Source organism: Streptomyces sp. NPDC006510 (assembly GCF_040611955.1).
Taxonomy (GTDB): Bacteria; Actinomycetota; Actinomycetes; order Streptomycetales; family Streptomycetaceae; genus Streptomyces.
In genome coordinates this window covers 1-20,276 of record NZ_JBEXPH010000106.1, presented here as the reverse complement: position 1 = coordinate 20,276, position 20,276 = coordinate 1, and the positions used below count along the sequence as shown (strand labels likewise).

Genomic DNA, 20,276 nt, shown 5'->3' with positions numbered 1-20,276 from the left:
CGCAACGCCAGGTGGGCCAGGACCAGCAGGGCCTGACGGCCCGGCGTGATGCGCCGCCATCGGGTGCCGATCTCGCGACGGCGAGCAGCCAGGCGCTGAGCGAGGTCACGCAGGTGCGTGCTGGACAGATCGATCGCCGATGGGTGGACAAGCACACAAGGCTCCTGGTCGGCACGGGTGATCTTGGTCGTGAACCCGTCTACCAGGAGCTTCGTCAGTTCGTACAGCCCGGCCGGCAACTACCTGTCCACACCATCAGGTTGGAAAAGGCTCCGTGAAGGACCGGCCCTGTGTAGACGACGAGTCGGTGCTCACCGCTGTTCGACTTCGCGGCCTTCGGCAACATGCTGCGGGGTTTTCCACTCCGTGCCCGCCCAGTTCCTTACCGGATGGTTCGTCCAATCGCTCGCCACCCAGACCCTTGTGGTCCTTGCCATCCGCACCCGCCGCATCCCGTTACTCCGCAGCCACTTCAGCCTGCCCCTGCTGCTTGCCGCGCTCGGCGCGGTCACCGTCGGGGCGGTGCTGCCGCTACCCCGCTCGCCCGCACACTGGGTTTCCAGCCGCTGCCCGAGGTGCGGCCTTCTCGGCTGTCCGGGCGCTTCGGAAGTCGCACCGCCGGGGTGCGGAGCAGGTCCTCGCTGCCGCTGTGCTGATCGTCGCCGGTACTCAGCCTGTTCGCCCTGACGGTGGGCGGCCCGAACACAAAGCAGCCAAGAGGCCGCAGACGTAGGTTGCCAGCACCAGCGCGGGCACGTGCCCGCCCGGGGCGAATCCGTCGATGGCCAGCCTGACCAACGCCAGCACGATGGCTCCCAGAGCACACAGCACCAGCGCCGGCGACCACCACCCGGCCGCTCCCAGTCCCGCGGGCAGCAGACGCAGCGGCCGCTGGGTCCGCATCACACCCACGGTGAGGGGCACCAGCAGCGCTGTCAGGAGGGTGATCCACGCCGGGCGCAGGGCCCACCACTGGGCCGATCCGATGGTCGGCTGGGGCATGACGCCAGTGGGATAGAACGTGCCGGCCACGATGATCACCGGCGTCATGTGCCACAAGTAGACCGTCACGACCGTGCGATTGAGGCGGGAGACCAGCCGCCACCGCCACGGGTGGGCGAGCAGGCGCTCAACGGCGGGTTCGACCGCGAGCAGCAGTCCCGTCTGGGTGGCGGCGAACGCCAGCAGGGCAATCGACGGCGGGGTTGTGTTGCCCACCCGCGCCCCCGTCCCGATCATGCTGACGGGGAAGGGGCCCCAGACCAGCAGCGTGGTGAGGAGCATGGCACCCACCGCGGACAGCATCCCGCAGCGCCACCGGGGACGCGTGAGCGTGCCGTCTTGCCACGCGAACCCCCACTGGTGCATCGTCCCCCACACCAGCAGGTAGTTCGCGAAGCCGATCAGCGGCAGGTGAGGGCCAAGTACCACGGCGTCCACTCCCGCGGCCGCGACGGCCATCACCGCAGGTACCGCCAGTCCCCACCGCCGGTGCGCGGCGAGCAGGAGCGGGGTGAGCGCGATCAGCAGCAGGTAGACGGGCAGGAACCACAGATGCAGGGTGGCAAGCCACCCTGCGCGGGCCAGAGCGGCCATGTCCACGCCGGCGATGCGGGCCACGGTGACGGCGAGTGCGCCCACCACGACGTACACCGTCGTCGGCCACAGCAACTGCAGCATCCGGCCGCGCAGCCAGTTGGTCCAGCCTTCCCCTCGCTGTTGGTGGGCCGTCCAGGAGATGGCGTTGGCATACCCGCCGACCACGAAGAACACCGTCATGACCTGCAGCAGCAAGGTCAACCAGCGGCCCCAGCCGACGTACTGAAGAGCATCGAGACCAGACAGATGCCCACTCCGGTACGTGATGCTGACCAGCAGCCAGTGGCCCAGCACCACCCCGCCGATCGCACACACACACACACGCAGAAGGTCCGCGCAACGGTTCCGTTCCACCCGACTCCTTCCATGAGATCACCATGCCAGTCGTTGGTGTACGGCTGACTGGTCTCCGTCTGGGTGCGGTGCCAGCGAGTGATCAGCCGTCCACGGTTCCGCGGCTGCGGGACAGGCCGTCGTCGGCGCCTACGCCGAACGGCACAATGCCCGCAAGCCCGGCTGAATCGGAGCCAGGGACCTTCGCACGAGTCATGTTCTTCGTGGTCCTGCGACACCTCGCCTCCCGCACCTGCCCCGACAGATGCCAAGTGCGAGGAATGCCCTACTTCCAAACCCTCCTCCGCCTCGCCCGCCGCCGCATCAGCATGCCGTTCGCGATGTTCCGCGGTCGCACCTGCCACAAACTCCGAACCCCGTGCTCCACTCGACATGCGCAGCCGAGGCCGACGATTTCGCCCTTCAGCGCGGAGTCCAAGACCTTCACAGCCGGTTCCTGCGGCAACCTGCCTGCGGCCTTTCGCCCGATCCGAAAGGATCTGCTCTCAATTGCCTACGCCCTGATTCGCGAGGAACAGGGCAGCGGTCGCGCGCCTCGCCGACCTGACCGACGAACACGCCAAGCAGCCGGCACGAACTGCGGCCCTGTTCGAAATGTATGACCCCAAGACGGCCCACGCTTCCGGAACCTGAACCCCCGGGGCCGGGAGCCTCATTGCGAGGCCACAAAGACGGTGACGGGCCGCTGACGGGACCGCATCCGACCGATTGTGGCAAGTTGGGATCGAAAAGAGCTGCCGTACAAACAGTTCCCTTTCACGTTCAGGACACCAACACCCAGGCCCTCCTCCACCTCGCCCGCCACCGCGTCAGCGTCCTGTTCGCCATGCCCCGCGACGGCACCTTCTACGAATCACACCGGCCCGAGGCAGCCGCCGCGTGATCACCTCGGGCTTGACGAACGGCATAGAGGCCCCCGCGCGAAGATCCTGACATGCCATTGGCTGGAGCAATGGTCGGCCCGAAACGTTGCGGGGCAGCAGGATGGACGTCTTGCCCACATCATGTGCCGGGAGTCCCGCGTGTGCAGCCTGTTTGAGTGGAGCCGCCAGGAGCAACGTCCGCATGCAGGCCCACACGGCGGCTTCGTACTTCGACTGGGCAGCGTCCACGCTTGCTCCGCTCGCTCTGCGACGGAGTGAGCAGTGAGGTGGCCGGGCCGCCCCAGGGCGGCGAGTGGCTGGGCGGCGCCGCCCGGCGGTGGGGGCCCACAGGTGCCGCCCGCGCCCGCGTGGATGCGGTGGCTGCCCGCCTTCTATGTCGCGGGCATCCTGGTGCTCGAACCCCTTACGCCCGTGCAGTGGCCGGTGAGCTTCCTACTCATCGCCCTCCCCGTGATCGCAGCCTTCGCCCACGGCCCCACTGCCGTCGCCGGCGTCACCGTGTTCGCGATCGCCTTCGAAGGAGTCCTGGCCGGCACCCCGTGCTGCGCGGGCCGCCCGGTGAGCTATGTGTGGGAGCGCCACTACGTGGCCACCTACCTGAGCACCGCTGTGGTCGGCGTCCTCGGAACATTCCTGGCTGCCCACCGCGTGCGCCGGGAACGCACCCTCGCCAACGTGCGCTTCGTGGCCGAGATCGCGCAGCATGTCCTGCTGAGCCCGGTCCCGCACCGCATCGGCCCACTTCTGGTTGAAGCCCTCTATCTGTCCGCCGCTGCGGAAGCACGCATCGGCGGTGACCTGTATGAGGCCGTCCCCACCACGTACGGACTCCGCATCGTCATCGGCGACGTCCGCGGCAAGGGACTCCCCGCCGTCGAGACTGCCGCCACCCTCCTCGGCGCCTTCCGCGAGGCGGCCCACGACGAACCCGACCTCGCCGCCGTTGCCCGCCGGGCGGAGACGAGCATGAATCGCAGAGCCGCCCGCCTGGCCGGAAACGACGTGGGCGAGCGCTTCGTCACCGCTGTTTTCGCGGAGATCCCCCGCAGTCGCGTGGTCCGCATCGTCAACTGCGGCCACCCCCCACCTCTCCTCATCCGCTCCGACGGGGTCACTGAACTGGAGACGGCCGACCCCGCACCACCCCTCAACCTGGGCATGCACCTCACAGAGGCCTACCGGGTCGATGAGTACCCCTTCGGTCCCGGCGACCAGTTGCTGCTCTACACCGACGGCGTCACCGAAGCACGCGACCGCACCGGGGCCTTCTACCCCCTCCGCCAGCGCGTCCTCTCCTGGGGCCCTCTCCAGCCCCGGGAACTCCTCGACCGCCTCCACCACGATCTCCTCATCTACAGCAACAACCACCTCCACGACGACACCGCGGCCCTCGCCATCTACCACCTGCCCGAATAGAAGTGCCCTGAAGATCTTGAAATCGCGCCCGCCTTGCATCGGTTCATACCAGGCTCGAATCCGCCGCCTGTCCCAGCACGTACCCCCACAGGGACCGGCACGCACGTGACCGGTTTTCACCTGCGCGATGCCACCGGCGCCGCCGCGTGGGCTCACGTTCCGCAGGCCCGGCACGCGCATCAGGCACTCAGCTGCCCGAGCCGGTTCTGTGGGCCGTCGGTGGCACAGCGGGCCGCACCCGCTTGCGCCTGTCGTCGTGCTCCCACACAACGCTGAACAATCGCCCTGGTCGAGATGTACGGACCCATCTCAGTGAACTGAAAGCGACAGCGCCGATGGGCGGATCAGAACATCCGGATCGCAGAACGCTGCTCGCCGGCGGACTCGTGGTCGCCTCGGTCGCGCTCACGGGGTGCTCCTCGACGAGCGCCACACCGCCGGCGGCCAGTACTTCACCGAACGCGCGGCCGAGCACGCCCACCGAGGCGTTCGCGAGACTGATGGACGGCAATGAACGCTGGGTGAGCGGAGACCTTCGGCATCCCGACCGGGATCCGGACCGGCGCGAGTTCGTGGCCCAGAAGCAGGAACCCTTCGGGGCGATCCTCTCGTGCATCGACTCCCGGGTGCCGCCGGAACTCCTCTTCGACACCGGACTGGGTGACCTCTACGTGATGCGCACGGGAGGGGAGGCGGTCGGCCCGGTGGTCACGGGGTCGGTGGAGTACGGGCCCATGACAAGCGGCACTCCGCTCATCGTGGTCCTCGGGCATCAGCGTTGCGGCGCCGTCGCGGCAGCCTACAGATCCATCCGTGACGGCAAGCCACTCCCCGGCAACCTGGATGCGATCGCCAGGGCTCTGCGGCCGGCCTACGAGCAGGCAGCCCGGGAGGGCGGCTCCGATCCGGTCGAGACCATGGCCCGCGCGCAGGTCGAGTTGACCGCTGCCGACCTGCGCTCCAACCAGGACCTGGCCCCGCTCGTGGCGAAGGGCACCCTTGCCGTGGCCGGCGCCTACTACTCGCTCGACACAGGCAAGGTGGAAGTCCTGGCCGGCGCGCCTACCAGGCCGTAGACCCCGCGGACGGACCGGATCGATGCGCCTGCGCCACGGACTCATGTCGTACGACGCCGCCTGGCGGCTGGCCAGGGTCATCCGGCACCCCGACGAGTTGGTGTACCGCACCCACCATCCCGAGGATCCCGGAGACACGGCTTCCTGAGCAGGAGACCGGCAGCACGACGGACAGCAGGCGACGCCTGTGGCGCAGGCTGCACGCTTTTCCGATCCACTGCGCGGCCCCGTCCATGCCGGTGGCTTTCATCGGCGGAACCGGCCTCAAGGAACGCGTTGGCTGCCGGAAGTCCGGGGAGTACGCACGGCACTACCCGCCAGGTCACTCCCCCGCACCCCGCCGGTACCCCTCCATGCTGGTCAGCGCTCCGCAACCGCCCATCAGGCTGGTTGGTCCCCTCCGGGACAACTGACCGGCACTCCAGGCGACCGCCCGCCGCACGAAAACCGATGGAAAGGCAATCAAGATCCGGACCATCCCCGGGCCAACGGAAATGCAACTGCCTCCGCTTAAGCCATCTATGCAGGTCAGATACATGCGAGTCCTGTACCACCAGCAGGCGAAGAATCTGCTGGTGTCGTACTCGCCGAAGAAGCTGGGCTTCTTCCAGACGCACGAAAAAAGGCGCCTGACCTGGGTCTTCACCCGTCAGGCGCCTTTCGCCCAGCCCACTCTCGACCGAGCCCGGCTTGCGCGCCAACTCCCCATTCCTCCCACACCTGTACTCGTCCTGACCAGTGCTTCCGAACCAGTCACGGACCAAACCCCCGGTTCAGCCCTAGAGTGCCTCACCTTGGCTGACGCGCTGCCACTCGTTCATGGACTGCTCGATGAGGCAATTCGCCTGCTCTCGCAGGCCGTCGAGGAACTTGGCGTAGTGGCGGAAGAGAACCTCGATGCTCTGGCCTGCGCGACGGGCGCATTCGGCCGGGTCCACTCCGGAGTAGAGCCAGAACGAGATCCCGGCGTGCCGGAGATCGTAAGGTCGCTTGGCCAGGCGAGAACTGCGCTCAGTACGAATCAGGGCGTGCTCCCGGGCCCGGGCCCGCGCCCACGTGATGCCGTAGGCGGCAGCGTCCACGTAGTTGCCGGCCTGGTTCCGGAAGAGTCGGCCGTCAGGTGCCACGTCGAACCGCTTCACATGGGCAATCGAGGTGCTGCGAACAGCGGCGGTCTTCTTCGCGAAGGAGAGCGATCGATGAGCGAGGTGTACGCGTTCATCGAGGCGGAGAAGACCACCCGCGGAGTCGCTCTGTTGTGCCGGCTGCTGAAGGTGGCCCGGTCCTCTTTCTACGCCTGGTTGCCCGGCGAGCAGGCCCGCGCCGCCCGCCGGGCCGCCGACGATGCCCTGGCATCACGGGATCACCGTGTTGTACATCGCCTCATGGTGCAACTGCGGGGTGCCGCGTATTCATGCCGAGCTGCGCAGGCTGGACCGGCGGGTCAACCGCAAGCGAGTGGAGCGGATCACGCGTGAGCGCGGCATCGCCGGGGTCACTCGGCGCAAGCGCCGGTCGCTGACCCGTCCGGCGAAGAGGGCGGTGCCCGCCGCGGACTTGATCGGCCGCGACTTCACGGCCGACGCCCCGGGCCGGATACTGGCCGGTGACATCACCTACATCCCTACCGACGAGGGCCGGCTGTATCTGGCGACCTGGCTGGACCTGGCCACCCGCGAGATCGTCGGACTCGATGGCCGGTCACCACCGCGCCTCCCTGGTTGTCGACGCGCTGACGCCTGGCTTCGGAGCCGCTGCAAAATCCAGTTCAGCTCACCCTGATGCCATCGGTCCTCCGGGGCATGTCGTAGGGGTTGTCGTCGGAGACCTCCGGCGGGAGGAGCCCAGCGGGCAGATTCTGGTAGCAGACGGGGCGCAGGAACCTGCGCATCGCCAGCGTCCCCACCGAGGTGGTGCGCCCGTCGGACGTGGCGGGGAAGGGCCCGCCGTGCACCATCGCGTGGCTCACTTCCACTCCGGTGGGCCACCCGTCGAAGAGCACTCGGCCTGCCGTGTCCTCCAGAACGGGCAGGAGTTCCGTCGCCGACGAACCGTCCCCCTCGCCGTGGTGGACCGTCGCGGTGAGCTGTCCCCGCAGCGCGCCGGCCACCTGGGTCAGCTGCTCCTGGTCCCGGCAGACGACCACGGTCGACGCGGCGCCGAACGCTTCGTCCTGAAGCCCGGGGTTCTTCAGGAAGTCGTCGGCGGCGACGGTCAACAGCCGGGCTGTCCCGGTGTTCTCACCCTCTCCCGGCAAGCCCGTGGCGATCTCCCGGACCCCTTCATTGGCCCGCAGCCCGGCGGTGGTCTGTTCGTAGGCCCGATGGATGCCGGAGGTCAGCATGGTCTGTGCGGTACTGCGGCCTATGGCCGCCGAAGCGGACGCGACGAACCGGTCCAGTTCTTCTCCGGCCACCGCGATCACCAAGCCGGGGTTGGTGCAGAACTGTCCCGCGCCGAGCGTCAGCGATCCGGTGAACCCCTCGGCCAGGTCATCGGCCCGCTCGCGCAGTGCGCCCGGCAGCAGGAAGACCGGATTGACGCTGCTCATCTCGGCGTACACCGGGATCGGGACGGGGCGGGCCGCGGCGGTACGCATCAGGGCGAGGCCACCGGCCTGCGAGCCGGTGAAACCGACCGCGCGGATCCGGGGATCGGCCACCAGGGCCTGCCCGAGATCGCTGCCGGCCCCGAAGAGGAGCGAGAACACTCCCCCGGGCAGTCCGCAGTCCCGGACTGCCTCCGCCACGGCGGAGCCGACGAGTTCGGAGGTGCCCAGATGGGCCTGGTGGCCCTTCACCACCACCGGACAGCCCGCGGCGAGGGCCGCCGCGGTGTCCCCGCCGGCCACGGAGAAGGCCAGCGGGAAGTTGCTCGCGCCGAAGACCGCCACCGGCCCGACGGCAAGATGCCGCTGGCGCAGGTCGGGTCCTGCCGCGCGACGGCCGACGGGCGGGGCCGGGTCGACGCGCACCTCAGCCCATTCTCCGGCGCGGACCTCCTCGGCGAAGAGACGGAGCTGCGCGGTGGTGCGGTCGCGTTCTCCGCTGATCCGTCCCCGGGGCAGGCCGCTCTCGGTGACGGCCCGGTCGATGAGTTCGTCTCCCAGTTCCTCGATGCGGTAGGCGATCCGTTCCAGGAACGCGGCCCGCTCGGCAGGCGGCACGGAGCGATAGTGCGCGGCGGCCAGCGCGGCGCGCTCACACGCGTCGCCGACGTCCTGCGCTCCGCCCGCGGGGTAGGGCGGTTCCAGTGGCTGGTCGGTCCGGGGGTCGGCCGAGCGGGCTGCCGGACCGGCGCCCTGGCGTCGTTCGGCGCCGATGAACATGGCTCCGTTGAGGGGCATGGCTGTGTACCTCGTCAAGAAAGGGGGGTGGCGGGGGCGCTGCGGGAGGCCGCGCCCCCGTGGGACGGATCAACCGCGCCGGTCGACGGCCAGGATGTGCAGGCAGGACAGGACCGTCTCACCGTTCTGGTTGGTGCCGGTGTACTGCTTGGTCACGAGCCCGATGCCGGGCCTGCGGTGATCGCGCAGTTCGGTGACGACGCTGCAGGCCGAGATGGTGTCGCCGGCGAGAACGGGCCGGGGAAAGCGAATGCGCTCGTAGCCGTACGCCACCGCGCACGGGTTGTACTCAACGGTGAGTCCGACGACCAGTCCGAAGGTGAGCACACCGTGGACGAGCCGACCGCCGAATCGCTCCTCGGCGAAGGCGCGGTTCATGTGTGCCGGATGGAAATCCATGGTCAGTCCGGCGAAGGTGCTGATGTCGCTCTGGTCCAGTGTCCGTGAGCCGCCCTCCTGGGCCTCTCCCACCGTGTAGTCCTCGAAATAGCGCTCGACGAGCCGCATGGTCAGACCACCGCCTTCGCTGCCGGACTGCCGTCGGCCGGGCCGGAGGAGACCCATGCCTCCTCTGCCGCGAAGTCCGTGTCGTTGCCCTGGCGGGCATCCGACCTGAAGTACTTCGAGTAGTGGACCGACACGAGCGCGATCGTGGCGTAGACGACCATGCAGACCGCGATGGGCCACCAGCTGTCCGCGGCCTTGTACAGCGCCGTCGCCACCAGCGGGGTCGTACCGGCAAGGATCGCGCCGCTCGTCTCGCGGGCGAAGGCCACACCCGAGTAACGCAGTGCGGGCGGGAACATCTCGGGGAGGAAGGCGGCCTGAGCGGCGTAACAGACGGTGACGGAGCAGATGAAGCAGATCACCAGCGCCGCGATGATCACCGGAGTGCTGTGGGTGTCGATCAGCGCGAACATCGGGAAGGGCCACAGGATCCCGAAGGCGGTTCCGTAGAGGAAGAGCCTGCGCCGTCCGATGCGGTCGCCGAGAGCGCCGAAGAGCGGCATGAAGACGGCCCCCGACACCAGTACCACGGCGTTCACCGCCAACGCGAGACCGGCTGCCAGTCCGACGTTGTCCGTGAGGTAGCTCAGGATCCACACCTGGGGGATGTACGAGTATCCGCTCAGGATGACGTTGGATCCCAGGGCGACAAGGAGACGGCGCTTCTCCGTACGCAGCAGTTGGGCGAGCGGGACCTTCGGGGCGTCACCGGACTCCTTGACCGCTTCGAAGGAGTCCGTCTCCGTCACCTTGCGGCGGATGTAGAAGGAGACGGCCAGCAGCAGCAGGCTGAGCAGGAAGGGCAGGCGCCATCCCCAGGTGTAGAAGCCGTCGCCGGTGAGCGCCAGCACGCCCTGGAAGACGGAGAGCCCCAGTGCCGAGCCGATCCATACGCCCGCGCCCGACCACGACGCATAGAAGCCGCGCCTCGTCGGCGGAGCCGACTCGGAGGACAGGACCACGGCGCCGGCGTACTCGGCTCCCGCGCCGAGGCCCTGGGCCAGTCGCAGGACGACCAGGAGCAGCGGAGCGAGGAAGCCCACGCTGTCGTGGCTGGGCAGCACGCCGATCAGCATGGTGCTGATGCCCATCAGCGCGAGGGTGACCACCATCACCGGCTTGCGGCCGATCCGGTCGCCGAGATGTCCGAACACCATGCCCCCGAAGGGGCGGGCGAGGTAGCCGACCGCGAAGGTGGCGAACGACGCCATGAGCCCGACGAACGGGTCGTCGGTCCCGAAGAAGTAGTCCTTGAAGATCAGGGTCGCCGCGGCACCGTAGAGGCCGAAGTCGTACCACTCGACGAGGCTGCCCACCGCCGAGGCCATCGAGGCCCGGCGGGCCTGGGTCGTGGCTCTGCCTGTGACGGGGGTTGGGGACGTATCCATATCTGCTCCATTGCTGTGATGGATCATCTCGCTGACGGGTGTGCTCAGCCCTCTCGCTGCGCTCTGTGGGGTGCTCTCGGGTGAGGAGCGGGTCCTGCGGCTATTCGACGGGGGCGCAGAAGACGACGCCGTCCTTCGCCAGGCGGGCGATGACGTCCTCAGGGAGCCCGAGTTCGCTCAGTACCTGCCGGCTGTGCTGGCCGTTGACGGGAGCGGGGCGCTCCACGGTCTGCGGGCTGGCGGCCAGCTTGAAGGGGAATCCAGGGGTGGTGACAGTCCCCTCGGTGGGGTGCTCGTAGGTGAGGAACGACCCGTTGTGCACAACCTGAGGGTCCGCCATCAGCTGGTCGTAGTCGTAGACGGGCCCGCACCACACTCCCGCCGAGCCCAGCGTCTCCAGCCAGTGGGAGGTGGTCCGTCCCTTCAGGTTCTCCTCGACCAGCCCCGAGATCTCGTCGCGCTTGCCGAAGCCGTCGCGTTCCGCCTCGTAGCCGGCCAGCCGGGGGTCGTGCATCAGCTCGGCCAGGACAGCGGGTTCGGCGAAGGAGAGCGCCAGATATCCGTCCTGGGTGGGGTAGATCCCGTACGGGGCGCGGATGTAGCTGTGGGCGTGGATGTGTTCGCTGCGGCTCTGGCGCACCCCGCCCACCGTTCGCACGGTGATCTCCTGCATCTGGGCGGCGATGATCGCGTCGAGCATGTTGACCTCCACCAACTGCCCCTGGCCGGTCCGCTGACGGTGGAAGAGCGCGGCGAGAGCGCCTTCGAAGGCGGAGTAGGCCGCGAAGGCGTCGACCAGGAAGTACGGAGCCGCAGTCGGCGCCGCGCCGGGCTCACCTGCGCTGAACAGAGCCCCGCTCATGGCCTGGAGAAGGAGGTCCTGGCCCGGCCGCTTGGCGTACGGCCCGCTCTCCCCGTATCCGGAGACGGAGACGTACACCAGGTCGGGTTTGATGACCTTGAGCGTCTCGTAGTCCACGCCCAGGCGCTGGGCGACTCCTGGGCGGTAGTTCTGCAGGAACACATCCGCGGTCGCCACCAGCTCGCGCAGCAGCCGGCCGCCCTCCTGCGACTTGAGGTCTATGGACAGGCTGCGCTTGTTGCGATTGAGGGAGAGGAACGAGGCGTTGACCTCGTTGCCCTGGGCACCGCCGGCCGCCGCGTGGCGCTGCCACTCCCCCGTCGTGGGTTCGACCTTGATCACGTCGGCTCCGAGGTCCGCCAGTTTCATGGCGGCGAACGGTCCGGACATCGCGATCGAGAGATCGAGTACACGGATCCCTTCGAGAACCTTCATGAGCAGCCTCTTCACATAGAGTCGGAAAGGAAGCGAAAGGGACAATCCCTGTGCATGCGATTGATGTTAGCGCTATCGGTAGCGCTAACAGAAGACCTTGGAAGAAACATGACGGACATCGGCCGCTAGCAATACGGAGCGTTGCCACGCACGACTTCGACTGCTCCGAAGCGTGCTCGGAGAAGGGGTACGACTGCGTAGAGTTGTGCGGAACGCAATCCCTGATCATCACTTAGCGCAGAGGGGCGAAGCCCAGCATGAGCAGCCGCGACGCCGCGGCGGACCCGGTTCGCCGGCGCCGCTCCGGCACCCGGTCCGTGACACTTCAGGATGTCGCCGCGATCGCCGGAGTATCGGCGCAGACCGTCTCCCGAGTCCTGCGGATACCCGACGAGGTCAGTCCGGCGACCCGGGACAGGGTACGGACCGCGCTGCGTGAGGCCGGGTACGTCCCCAACCTGTCCGCGCGCAATCTGGCGTCGAACCGCAGCAAGATCGTCGCCACGGTGATCCCCTCGCTCTCGGCCTCCATCTTCTCCGAGACGCTGACCGGCCTGTCCTCGGTGCTGGCCCCGGAGGGCTACCAGCTCCTGCTCGGATACACGGACTACGACGACAGGCAGGAGGAGGAACTCATCCGCTCACTGCTCGGCCGACGCCCCGACGGGTTCTTCATGACGGGCGCCCTGCACAGTCCCGCAGTGATCAAGATGCTCAAGGCTTCGCGGGTCCCCGTCGTGGAGACCTGGGACTGGACCGACACACCGCTGGACACCCTCGTCGGCTTCTCGAACGAGGACGCCATGTACGCGATGGTCTCGTACCTGCACGAGTCCGGATACCGCGACCTGTGCTTCGTCGGTTCGCTGCTGGAGGGCGACCACCGCTCACGGCGGCGACTGGACGGTTATCTGCGTGCGGTGAACACCTACTGGCCCGGCCAGGAACCACGGGTGGTCGACGCCTCCGCCTACCCGCTGACCCTGGAGTCGGGAGGACAGTTGCTGGAGGTCGCCCGGCAGGCGCACCCCGAGAGCGACGTCCTCGTCTTCTCCACCGACATCTTCGCCAACGGGGCGCTGCTCGCGGCGGCCTCACACGGCATCGCCGTGCCGGACGAGATCGCGGTGTCGGGATTCGGCGACTTCGAGCTGTCGCGGATGCTGCGGCCCGGACTGACCACGGTGGCCCTCCCCAACACCACCATCGGCCAGGAGGCGGCCCGCATGCTGCTGAAGAGGATGCGGGGGGAGCGGCCGGAGACGACGAAGGTGGACATGGGTTTCGAGATCCGTCACCGCGGCAGCGCCTGACACCCGGCCTCCTGCCGTGCCCGGGGGCGGGACAGGAAGCCGGGCGTCGGGCGGAAACCCGGCGGGTGCGCCGGCCGGCCGGGGGCGCGTTGACCTCGATCCCCTCGGCCGCCCCCGCGGCCTTCATCGCCCGGATCAGGGACCGCACTCCGCCATCGCCGCCGTGATACAGGCGCTCGCGGCCGCCGGCGGCTCCCCCGTCACAACAGCCCGCGGCGCGCGAGGCCGGCCATCAGTGCCCGCACTCCGTAGGTCCACGGCGTGCAGTCCTGGGAGTGCCGGATCTCGTGGGCCAGCGTGCCCAGCTCCGGCGTCGAGATGCGGACCACGTCCCCGGGGCGGTGGCTGAAGCCCCGTCCGGGCTCGCCGCGGTCGTTGACGGGGGCGAACATAGTGCCGAGCAGCAGAACCACCCCGTCCGGGTACTGGTGGTGCGCTCCCATCAGCTGCCGGACCAGGTCCTCCGGTGCCCGGCTGGTCTCCCCCTGGGACGAGTTGCCGATCAGGACGTAGCCGTCCGTCCCGTACACCTCCAGGCGTACGGTCGCGGACCGGACGTCGTCGAGGCCGAAGGTGTCATCGAAGAGCCTGACGAAGGGGCCCAGCACACAGGAGGCGTTGTTGTCCTTGGCCTTGGGCAACAGGAGCGCCGAACGCCCCTCGTAGTCACGGAGGTTGATGTCATTGCCCAGGGTCGCGCCGACGATCTCCCCCTGGGAGGAGACCACCAGGCCGACTTCCGGTTCGGGGTTGTTCCACTCCGATTCGCGCAGTACCCCGGCGCGGCTGCCCGGACCGACCGCCGAGAGCGGCAGTGCCTTGGTGAAGATCTCGGCGTCGGGCCCGATGCCGACCTCCAGGTACTGGCTCCAGTCGCCCCGGGCCACCAAGCGCCTCTTGACCTCGGCCGCTTCGGGCGTTCCCGGGCGCAGGCTGCGCAGATCTCCTCCGAGGACCTCGGCCAGTTCCGCGCGAATGGCTGCGGCGGCGCCCGGGTCGCCCTTGGCGCGCTCCTCGATAAGGCGTTCCACCATGGAACTCGCGAAGGTGACACCGGCGGCCTTCACCGGCTGGAGGTCCACGGGGGCCAGGAAGTGCGCCACGCCCGGGTCGTCGGGGCGACGGACGGTCTGTGCCAGCAATTCGTCGACGCTCCCGATCCGTGGTCCGGTCGCCTCGGCCAGCGCGGCGGCCGGCTGCTTCTCCTCGCACAGCCGGGAGACCGTGGAGAAGTCGCCGGAGATGTCGTAGACGCCGTCCTCGCGGACGGCGGCCGGCGAGGGCCCGTCCACTTCGGGGTTCCAGATTCTGGCGAGCAGACTTCCGGCCGTGCCGTCCTCGGGGAGGGTGGCCTCGGCGGACAGCTCCAGCGTCACCGTGGTGGTGGGAATGTCGGATGTCATGGGATGCCTACTTTCGGTGGAATACCGGTCGACGCTTCTCACTGAAGGCCGTGCGGCCCTCGGCCGTGTCCTCCGTGGCGAAGCACACGGTCTGCAGATCGCGTTCATAGGTCAGTGCTTGGTCCATCGGCATCGTCGCCGCCGCCCGCAGGACGGCCCTGGCCGTCTCGGCGGCGATCGGTGCGCGGGAAGCGATGGTCCCCGCGATCTCGCGGGCCACACGGCTGCGATCAGCGGCTTGCGGAGCCGACGGAACGAGTCGCAGTAGTCGGCGCGGTTCCGGAAGTCCCAGGGCGTGGCGTACGCGTCGGCTTCGGTGATGTCCGAACCCGCGCAGAAGGCGCGTTCCCCGGCGCCGGTGAGGATGACGGCGCGCACCCCGTCGGAGTTGTTGCACCGGTCGGCCAGACGCTTCAGCTCGGCCGATATCGATCCGGTGACTGCATTCAGCTTTTCGGGGCGGTCGAGGGTGCTCGCGGCGGTGTGATCACGCAGCGACCGGACGCTTTCAGGTATGCGGCTCTTCACGGAAGTCCTCCACAAGGCCGTTTCGCGAGCGGTGGCACCGCCTGTCGCTCCGGTCAGGCTCCCGTCGCGACGCTTGTGCCGCGGTGGAGCGCTTCCAGGTCGTCGTACAACGCGGCGGCCGGACGGCCCGTCAGCAGGCCGTCCCGGATCAGCTCCGAGGCAACCCGCTGGAACGCCGTGTAGCCGGGGTAGCGGGGACGTACCCAGGCGCTCTCGATGGTGGCGAGGGTGTCCGTGTAGAAGTTGCCGCTGTGCTCGTTCACGGCGGGATCGGTCCATGCTTCGCACCGGGCGGGCTGCCCCTGGTGCCGGGGCAGAAATCCCCGCTGGGTGTCGGCGGACAGCAGCCAGACGATGTGCTGGACGAGTTCCTCGGTCACCGGCGTCCGGCGTGAGACGGCCAGTCCGGTTCCCCCCAGTACGGAACCGAGCCGTCCACCGGGCCGGCAATGGGGCACATCGGCGAAGCGTACGGGGCTGCCTTCGGCCGACGCGTAGTTGACGTAGCCGTATACGAAGGGGCAGTAGGCGATCCGTCCCTCCGCTACCCGCTCCAGCAGCGCTATCGGATTCAGCTCGGCCGTGGCGGGGTCGCAGCGGTCGAAGAAGTCGCGCATCATCTCCAGCGCCGCCACACCTGCCACGCCGCCGACCAATGGCGCGGCATCGGCCCGGGTGGCCGGGGCGTCGCCGAGGGCCACGCACAGCGAGAAGTAGGTCAGCAGGGCGTGCGGCCCGGCCAGGGACAGAGCGCTGGGCACCGCGCCGGCCAGCTCCAGCGCCTGGCCCCACGTCCGCGGAGGCTCGGGCACCGATGCCCGGCGCAGGGCCGCGACCTGCGTCGCCACGTCCAGTGGCGCGGCCCACAGCCGGCCGTCGAGAGTGTACGAGCGGTCGGCGGATCCCACCGTCGTGGCCCGCCACTCCTGAACGACCGCCGCGGGCAGCAGTTCGTCCAGCGGCTGGAGCGCATCGGCCTCCAGCGCGTCCCCGAGGTGGGGGTGGTCGAGAACGACGAGGTCGTACCGCGCGCACAGATCGCCCACGGGGTGGGACTCGAAGCCCTCCAGAGGCTGGCTGTCCCAGGCGAGGGTGTGTTCGTGACTCTCCCCGGAGAAACGCGAGGCGGCGGTGCGCAGGGCGACCGTACCTCTCGGATGGTCCCAGGTGAGCCCTCGGTAGTCGGTCATGGAAGCACCATCCAAGGAGTGTGGCGGAGGCGGTCACAACGGCTACGTTAGCGCTACCGTTAGCGCTAACGTACAACAAATGACTTTCCGGCGACACCCTTGGCGATGGCAGTCCGTCCCCTCGAAGTCGGTCCCCGGCCGGTCCTCCCGATACCGCAGTGGCGAGCGCACCGTCGCCGATCTCGCCGAACTGTTCTCCGTGAGCCGGGCGACGGCGTACCGGGTCCTGGAGCGCGCGGGGAACTCTGACCGGTAGGCCCTCCGTCACCTTGCAGGAGCGACGGCAACAGCGGTCAGGGTCCGACCTCCTAGGCCCTGGTGTCCTGCGGTACAGCCCTTGGCGCAGACACCGGCCGCACAGTAGCGGGGGATCACGTACTCACCGCGGCGGCCATCTGCTCGTCGTGTTTGCGGAGCATCCACATGACGGTGGCGGGCGAGGGATGCCGGCCCTTCTTCGCGCCCTTGGTGATGACAGGGCGCTTGGCGATGTATCGCAGGCTCATCTCCTGGTTGCGTATTCGCGTTCCATGCCGGACATCGCGGCGAGCACCGTGAAGACGATGCCGGACGGGTGCGGCCTCCAGCTCGGGGCGCTTGGTGGCTCGGGTGGAGATTTTCTCCGACAAGACGCGGGCGAACCCAGCCTCAGCGAGGGAATGGCGGACTCGCATCCAAACCCCGGGGATCGATACGGAGCGTGGGCCCTGCAGGATTGAGCTCTCACAAAGCTGGCCACGGCGCGTTGCACCGTGGCCATCCTGCGTGCATTCAGGCTGCACTCTTTTGCGAAGGAACGCGCAATGCGTCCGGGATCCACTCCTTCGTCCGGGAATCTGCGATCGCCACGACCCACTCACCCACGCGGCCGGCTTCCGGGCGGTGAAGCACCACTGTCAGCTCATGGGGTCCTTCGCTGAGTTCGACGTCGGCGAAGGTGTTCATTCGCGGCATGTGCGGGGCCGGGAACATCGCACCGCCATCACGACCGAACAGCCAGTTGCCGTCCAGCCAGACCCGAACCAGAAGATTGCTCGCGACCATCACGCGCACGTTCTGGACCCCTCGGGCGTCAAGCGGATAGCAAAGGAGCATCAGGTCATTCTCGAAGCCCTCAGCAGCCAACTGCGACCACGTGCCTTCGAGCTCGACACTGGCGCTCTCGCCGGCCAACTCGGGCGCCGGCGCGTGAGAGGCGGGCATGAACCAGTCGTTCAGTGCACCGAGTTCGCCGGCGCGCGTCGACCAGCTCCGGGTTACCCTCACCGCTTTCGAGCGCGGGTCCCAGTCGTGTTCGGCTTCGCGAGGCACGAAGGTGACGCGCTCACGCAGCCCGAGAACGAGATCGGTGAACTCCTCGATCGTCGCCGGAGCGTCGAGGTTCACGATTCCCGGGCTGAGCACGAGATCTGAGCCGATGGGCGCGAGCCATTCTCTCGGGATCGACGCCGGCGAGAGAATTCCGAGCGTTGCACCAACCGACGCGGCCGAGCTGTCCGTGTCTTTTCCGCAGTTCGTTGTGATGAGGATCGACTCCGCGAAATCACCGTGCCCGGCCAAGAGGCCCAGCACGACGAAGCCTGTGTTCATGAGTACATCGGTGAAGTCCTGCGACTCGAATCGGCCCAGGATCCGCGACCGCACGACTCGCCAGTCCGGGAACTCCTCGAACCATGTGCGCGTGGCGATGACGACCTGGGCTATTCCGGAATCGCGGGGAATGACGCCGAGGCCCGCGTCGAGCAGATCATCGACGGTGCCGCTCGAGAAGGCCCTGCTCTGCAGCGCCGCCAGGAACATGGGAGCGAAGACGCCGTCGCCCGCATGGTCGACGCAGGCGTCTCGGTAGGCGTACTCGGCGGCTGTTGCTGGGTCAGACGGTGCCAGACAGGCCCAGATCTCACTGCGAATGGCCGCGCCCTCGCCCTTCGTGAACCAATTGTCGAACGAACCACTGAACGGGGGGAGGATTCCTTCGCGAAGGTTGCGCTTGGCGACCCCGTACTCGTTGAAGGGGAACTCCACATGCGTCGTCCACGCCGCAGCGAGTGCACTCGAGGTGACCGACGGCTCTGCCTGCTCGGCGAGAACGCACGCCCAGACGACCTGAAGATCGAGATCATCGTTCGGCACCATCTCGGTAGGTACGGGCTCGTAGAACGTTGCGGCCAGCGGACCATCAAGGCCCTCAAACGGCTGACCGAGTGTTCCTCCGATCGCTTTGCCGAGCCAACATCCGAGAACGGCTTCGCGACTGATTGAAGTCATGCTTGCCCCTACTTGCTTCTGAGGTCGTTTGCGCAGCGCAATTGCGGCGAACGGGTAAACCGATCGGGGTTGCCCGAGAACTCCGTGGTCACTGAAATCGATGCCCGCTCGCCCGGAAGCAGAGTGAGGAGCATGTCGTCGGCGACAGCCGCGGGATCGATTCGATCCGCGAAGAGCGAAAGGTCCCGCAGCAAGCTCTTCGCTTCGATATCGATGCGGTAGCCGTTCGGTTCGGCGATGACGGCAGCCGAGTAGACGGGCTCCGGGTACTCGAGGTTCTTGTCGGCGTCGAAGTACCAGGTGGCCCGGCATCCGTCGGCATCGGCGACAATGAGTTCGCGAGCGGGGTTTACTGCCTCGCTGACGGTCGGCTCGAGCGCGAGACGGACGACTGATCTGGCCTCGACCGTGAATTCGACGTGCTGCGTGGCCGATTCGACTCCGTCGAAGCTCATCCGACGCACGCTGGTCGTCACATGCCATGGCTCGTCGCGCTCGTTGATCGCCACCAGCTGAAGCGCCTCGTCGAGCGGCTGCACCGTGAGAAGCCGGTCAGCGTAGGCATTCCGAAGCGCGTACCACGACGGCTTGAGTCGGGACGCGCTGTCGATGACAGACCACGACAGCGCCGGCCAGCAGTCGTTGAGCTGCCACAACACGGTCCCCGCACACAGCGGTGCCAGCGACCGGAAATGCTCGATGCCTGTGGTGATGGCCCTCGCCTGGTTGAGCTGTGTCGCGAACAACCAGTCGTCGAACGCATCCAGATCGCCGAAGTGGGCGTCGAGTCCCCTCTGCAGCTTGAGCTCGCCGTCCGCGGCCTTCTGGTGGTGCTGCAGTGCTGCCGAGTGTCGGCTAAGTTCAGCCTCTCCGACCGAATCCAGGAGCGTGCGATACACGGCGGGTGCCTGATAGCCGAACTCCGCCACGAACCGCGGCCGGAGATCGCGATAGGCGAGGTAATCCTCGGAGTTCCACACTTCCCAGGCGTGTGACGTGCCGTGTGCCGGGTCGTTCGGATGTACATCGGGGCTGCCGGAGTACGGGCTGTTCGGCCAGTACGGCCGAGTAGGATCGAGCTCGCCCAGCCACTGCGGGAGGAGCTCCATCCAGTACCGCTCGCCCCAGTCACGATCGCCGAGCACCGGCTTCCACTCCCAGTCCTGGAAGCCCCAGAGCGTCTCGTTGCCGCCGAACCAGAGCGCCAGACTCGGATGCGAGGCGAGGCGCACGACGTTCTCGCGCACCTCGGAATCGACCTCACCGATGAGCTCGGGGGTCTCGGGGTAGGCGGCGCATGCGAACAAGAAGTCCTGCGCGACCAGGAGGCCCAACTGATCGGCGATGTCGTAGAACTCCTCCGCCTCGTAGTTGCCTCCGCCCCACACGCGCACGAAATTGACGTTCGCCGCCGCCGCCTGCTCAAGGCGCTCGCGGTACTCCCGTCGGCCCACCCTGGTGGGAAAGCAATCGTCGGGAATCCAGTTGACCCCACGCGCGAAGACACGTACACCGTTCACCACGATCGTGAACGGAGATCCCTCGGTGTCCGGTTCCGATTCGATCTCCACAGTGCGGAAGCCGATCTTCCTCTCCCAGCGGTCGATCGGTCGGCGCCCCCCCAACAACACCGGGATTGCGCCCGGATAACGCGCGCGCCCCGCCGAAGCACCAGGGCGCCCCCCCAACCCGCGAGCACGCACCCCC

General features: G+C 68.1%; 17 protein-coding genes and 3 pseudogenes. 6 read left to right on the top strand and 14 right to left on the bottom strand.

Annotation, left to right across the window (positions count from 1 at the left end; translation table 11 throughout):
* Positions 1–8: 8 nt before the first annotated feature.
* Together ABZY11_RS27460 and ABZY11_RS27455 are read right to left on the bottom strand one after the other, a co-directional pair.
* Positions 9–155, bottom strand: a pseudogene (locus ABZY11_RS27460) (IS5/IS1182 family transposase); the annotation flags it as partial.
* Between the two features lie 514 nt (positions 156–669).
* Positions 670–1,914, bottom strand: coding sequence for an acyltransferase family protein (locus tag ABZY11_RS27455; RefSeq protein WP_356481709.1), 1,245 nt, complete (start codon positions 1,912–1,914; stop codon positions 670–672).
* Between the two features lie 1,184 nt (positions 1,915–3,098).
* On the opposite strand from ABZY11_RS27455, the gene ABZY11_RS27450 reads away from it, so the two are divergent.
* The 3 genes from ABZY11_RS27450 to ABZY11_RS27440 all read left to right on the top strand — a co-directional run bounded on the left by ABZY11_RS27450 (position 3,099) and on the right by ABZY11_RS27440 (position 5,477).
* Complete coding sequence (locus tag ABZY11_RS27450; protein ID WP_356481701.1) at positions 3,099–4,253, top strand: PP2C family protein-serine/threonine phosphatase; 1,155 nt, start codon at positions 3,099–3,101, stop codon at positions 4,251–4,253.
* 521 nt (positions 4,254–4,774) lie between these two features.
* Complete coding sequence (locus ABZY11_RS27445) at positions 4,775–5,329, top strand: carbonic anhydrase (RefSeq protein ID WP_356481700.1); 555 nt, start codon at positions 4,775–4,777, stop codon at positions 5,327–5,329.
* Between the two features lie 22 nt (positions 5,330–5,351).
* On the top strand, positions 5,352–5,477 hold the full coding sequence (locus ABZY11_RS27440) for a hypothetical protein (protein ID WP_356481699.1): 126 nt from the start codon (positions 5,352–5,354) through the stop codon (positions 5,475–5,477).
* A gap of 631 nt (positions 5,478–6,108) precedes the next feature.
* Here ABZY11_RS27440 and ABZY11_RS27435 read toward each other — a convergent pair.
* Complete coding sequence (locus ABZY11_RS27435) at positions 6,109–6,471, bottom strand: hypothetical protein (RefSeq protein WP_356481698.1); 363 nt, start codon at positions 6,469–6,471, stop codon at positions 6,109–6,111.
* Between the two features lie 202 nt (positions 6,472–6,673).
* Here ABZY11_RS27435 and ABZY11_RS27430 point away from each other — a divergent pair, with 202 nt between their 5' ends.
* Positions 6,674–7,111 carry an IS3 family transposase gene (locus ABZY11_RS27430; RefSeq protein ID WP_356481697.1) on the top strand — a complete coding sequence of 146 codons (438 nt, stop codon included), beginning with the start codon at positions 6,674–6,676 and terminating at the stop codon, positions 7,109–7,111.
* Here the strand turns inward: ABZY11_RS27430 and ABZY11_RS27425 are convergent.
* The 4 genes from ABZY11_RS27425 to ABZY11_RS27410 form a co-directional block, all read right to left on the bottom strand.
* On the bottom strand, positions 7,098–8,675 hold the full coding sequence (locus tag ABZY11_RS27425) for an aldehyde dehydrogenase (NADP(+)) (protein WP_356481696.1): 1,578 nt from the start codon (positions 8,673–8,675) through the stop codon (positions 7,098–7,100). The two genes, ABZY11_RS27430 and ABZY11_RS27425, sit on opposite strands and share 14 nt — an antisense overlap.
* Positions 8,676–8,744: 69 nt before the next feature.
* Positions 8,745–9,182, bottom strand: coding sequence for a MaoC family dehydratase (locus ABZY11_RS27420; protein ID WP_356481695.1), 438 nt, complete (start codon positions 9,180–9,182; stop codon positions 8,745–8,747).
* 2 nt (positions 9,183–9,184) lie between these two features.
* Positions 9,185–10,570, bottom strand: coding sequence for an MFS transporter (locus tag ABZY11_RS27415; protein WP_356481694.1), 1,386 nt, complete (start codon positions 10,568–10,570; stop codon positions 9,185–9,187).
* A gap of 100 nt (positions 10,571–10,670) precedes the next feature.
* The gene (locus tag ABZY11_RS27410; RefSeq protein ID WP_356481693.1) at positions 10,671–11,867 is read right to left on the bottom strand and encodes a CoA transferase; all 1,197 of its coding nucleotides are present in this window, start codon (positions 11,865–11,867) and stop codon (positions 10,671–10,673) included.
* A 257-nt stretch (positions 11,868–12,124) separates the two neighbouring features.
* On the opposite strand from ABZY11_RS27410, the gene ABZY11_RS27405 reads away from it, so the two are divergent.
* Entirely contained in the window at positions 12,125–13,180 is a 1,056-nt protein-coding gene (locus ABZY11_RS27405; RefSeq protein WP_356481692.1) for a LacI family DNA-binding transcriptional regulator, read from the top strand.
* A 200-nt stretch (positions 13,181–13,380) separates the two neighbouring features.
* On the opposite strand, the gene ABZY11_RS27400 is transcribed toward ABZY11_RS27405, so the two are convergent.
* From ABZY11_RS27400 to ABZY11_RS27385, 4 genes and pseudogenes are all read right to left on the bottom strand, one after another.
* Entirely contained in the window at positions 13,381–14,583 is a 1,203-nt protein-coding gene (locus ABZY11_RS27400; RefSeq protein ID WP_356481691.1) for a fumarylacetoacetate hydrolase family protein, read from the bottom strand.
* 7 nt (positions 14,584–14,590) lie between these two features.
* Positions 14,591–14,803, bottom strand: a complete 213-nt coding sequence (locus ABZY11_RS27395) for an enoyl-CoA hydratase-related protein (protein ID WP_356481690.1) — start codon at positions 14,801–14,803, stop codon at positions 14,591–14,593.
* Positions 14,804–14,818: 15 nt separating this feature from the next.
* A pseudogene (locus ABZY11_RS27390) lies at positions 14,819–15,111 on the bottom strand (enoyl-CoA hydratase/isomerase family protein); the annotation flags it as partial.
* A 53-nt stretch (positions 15,112–15,164) separates the two neighbouring features.
* Positions 15,165–16,301 carry an extracellular solute-binding protein gene (locus tag ABZY11_RS27385; protein ID WP_356481689.1) on the bottom strand — a complete coding sequence of 379 codons (1,137 nt, stop codon included), beginning with the start codon at positions 16,299–16,301 and terminating at the stop codon, positions 15,165–15,167.
* A 79-nt stretch (positions 16,302–16,380) separates the two neighbouring features.
* Here ABZY11_RS27385 and ABZY11_RS27380 point away from each other — a divergent pair, with 79 nt between their 5' ends.
* Positions 16,381–16,557 carry a helix-turn-helix domain-containing protein gene (locus tag ABZY11_RS27380; RefSeq protein ID WP_356481688.1) on the top strand — a complete coding sequence of 59 codons (177 nt, stop codon included), beginning with the start codon at positions 16,381–16,383 and terminating at the stop codon, positions 16,555–16,557.
* A 115-nt stretch (positions 16,558–16,672) separates the two neighbouring features.
* On the opposite strand, the gene ABZY11_RS27375 is transcribed toward ABZY11_RS27380, so the two are convergent.
* The 3 genes and pseudogenes from ABZY11_RS27375 to ABZY11_RS27365 all read right to left on the bottom strand — a co-directional run.
* Complete coding sequence (locus tag ABZY11_RS27375; RefSeq protein WP_356481687.1) at positions 16,673–16,807, bottom strand: hypothetical protein; 135 nt, start codon at positions 16,805–16,807, stop codon at positions 16,673–16,675.
* Between the two features lie 265 nt (positions 16,808–17,072).
* Entirely contained in the window at positions 17,073–18,569 is a 1,497-nt protein-coding gene (locus ABZY11_RS27370; protein WP_356481686.1) for an ADP-ribosylglycohydrolase family protein, read from the bottom strand.
* Positions 18,570–18,577: 8 nt separating this feature from the next.
* Positions 18,578–20,276, bottom strand: a pseudogene (locus ABZY11_RS27365) (glycoside hydrolase family 2 protein); the annotation flags it as partial.

Coding starts and splice junctions, on each gene's coding strand:
- ABZY11_RS27440 (WP_356481699.1), top strand. CDS start 5,352: ATGCGCCTGCGCCACGGACTCATGTCGTACGACGCCGCCTGGCGGCTG.
- ABZY11_RS27430 (WP_356481697.1), top strand. CDS start 6,674: ATGCCCTGGCATCACGGGATCACCGTGTTGTACATCGCCTCATGGTGC.
- ABZY11_RS27425 (WP_356481696.1), bottom strand. CDS start 8,675: ATGCCCCTCAACGGAGCCATGTTCATCGGCGCCGAACGACGCCAGGGC.
- ABZY11_RS27420 (WP_356481695.1), bottom strand. CDS start 9,182: ATGCGGCTCGTCGAGCGCTATTTCGAGGACTACACGGTGGGAGAGGCC.
- ABZY11_RS27415 (WP_356481694.1), bottom strand. CDS start 10,570: ATGGATACGTCCCCAACCCCCGTCACAGGCAGAGCCACGACCCAGGCC.
- ABZY11_RS27410 (WP_356481693.1), bottom strand. CDS start 11,867: ATGAAGGTTCTCGAAGGGATCCGTGTACTCGATCTCTCGATCGCGATG.
- ABZY11_RS27405 (WP_356481692.1), top strand. CDS start 12,125: ATGAGCAGCCGCGACGCCGCGGCGGACCCGGTTCGCCGGCGCCGCTCC.
- ABZY11_RS27400 (WP_356481691.1), bottom strand. CDS start 14,583: ATGACATCCGACATTCCCACCACCACGGTGACGCTGGAGCTGTCCGCC.
- ABZY11_RS27385 (WP_356481689.1), bottom strand. CDS start 16,301: ATGACCGACTACCGAGGGCTCACCTGGGACCATCCGAGAGGTACGGTC.
- ABZY11_RS27380 (WP_356481688.1), top strand. CDS start 16,381: ATGACTTTCCGGCGACACCCTTGGCGATGGCAGTCCGTCCCCTCGAAG.
- ABZY11_RS27375 (WP_356481687.1), bottom strand. CDS start 16,807: ATGAGCCTGCGATACATCGCCAAGCGCCCTGTCATCACCAAGGGCGCG.
- ABZY11_RS27370 (WP_356481686.1), bottom strand. CDS start 18,569: ATGACTTCAATCAGTCGCGAAGCCGTTCTCGGATGTTGGCTCGGCAAA.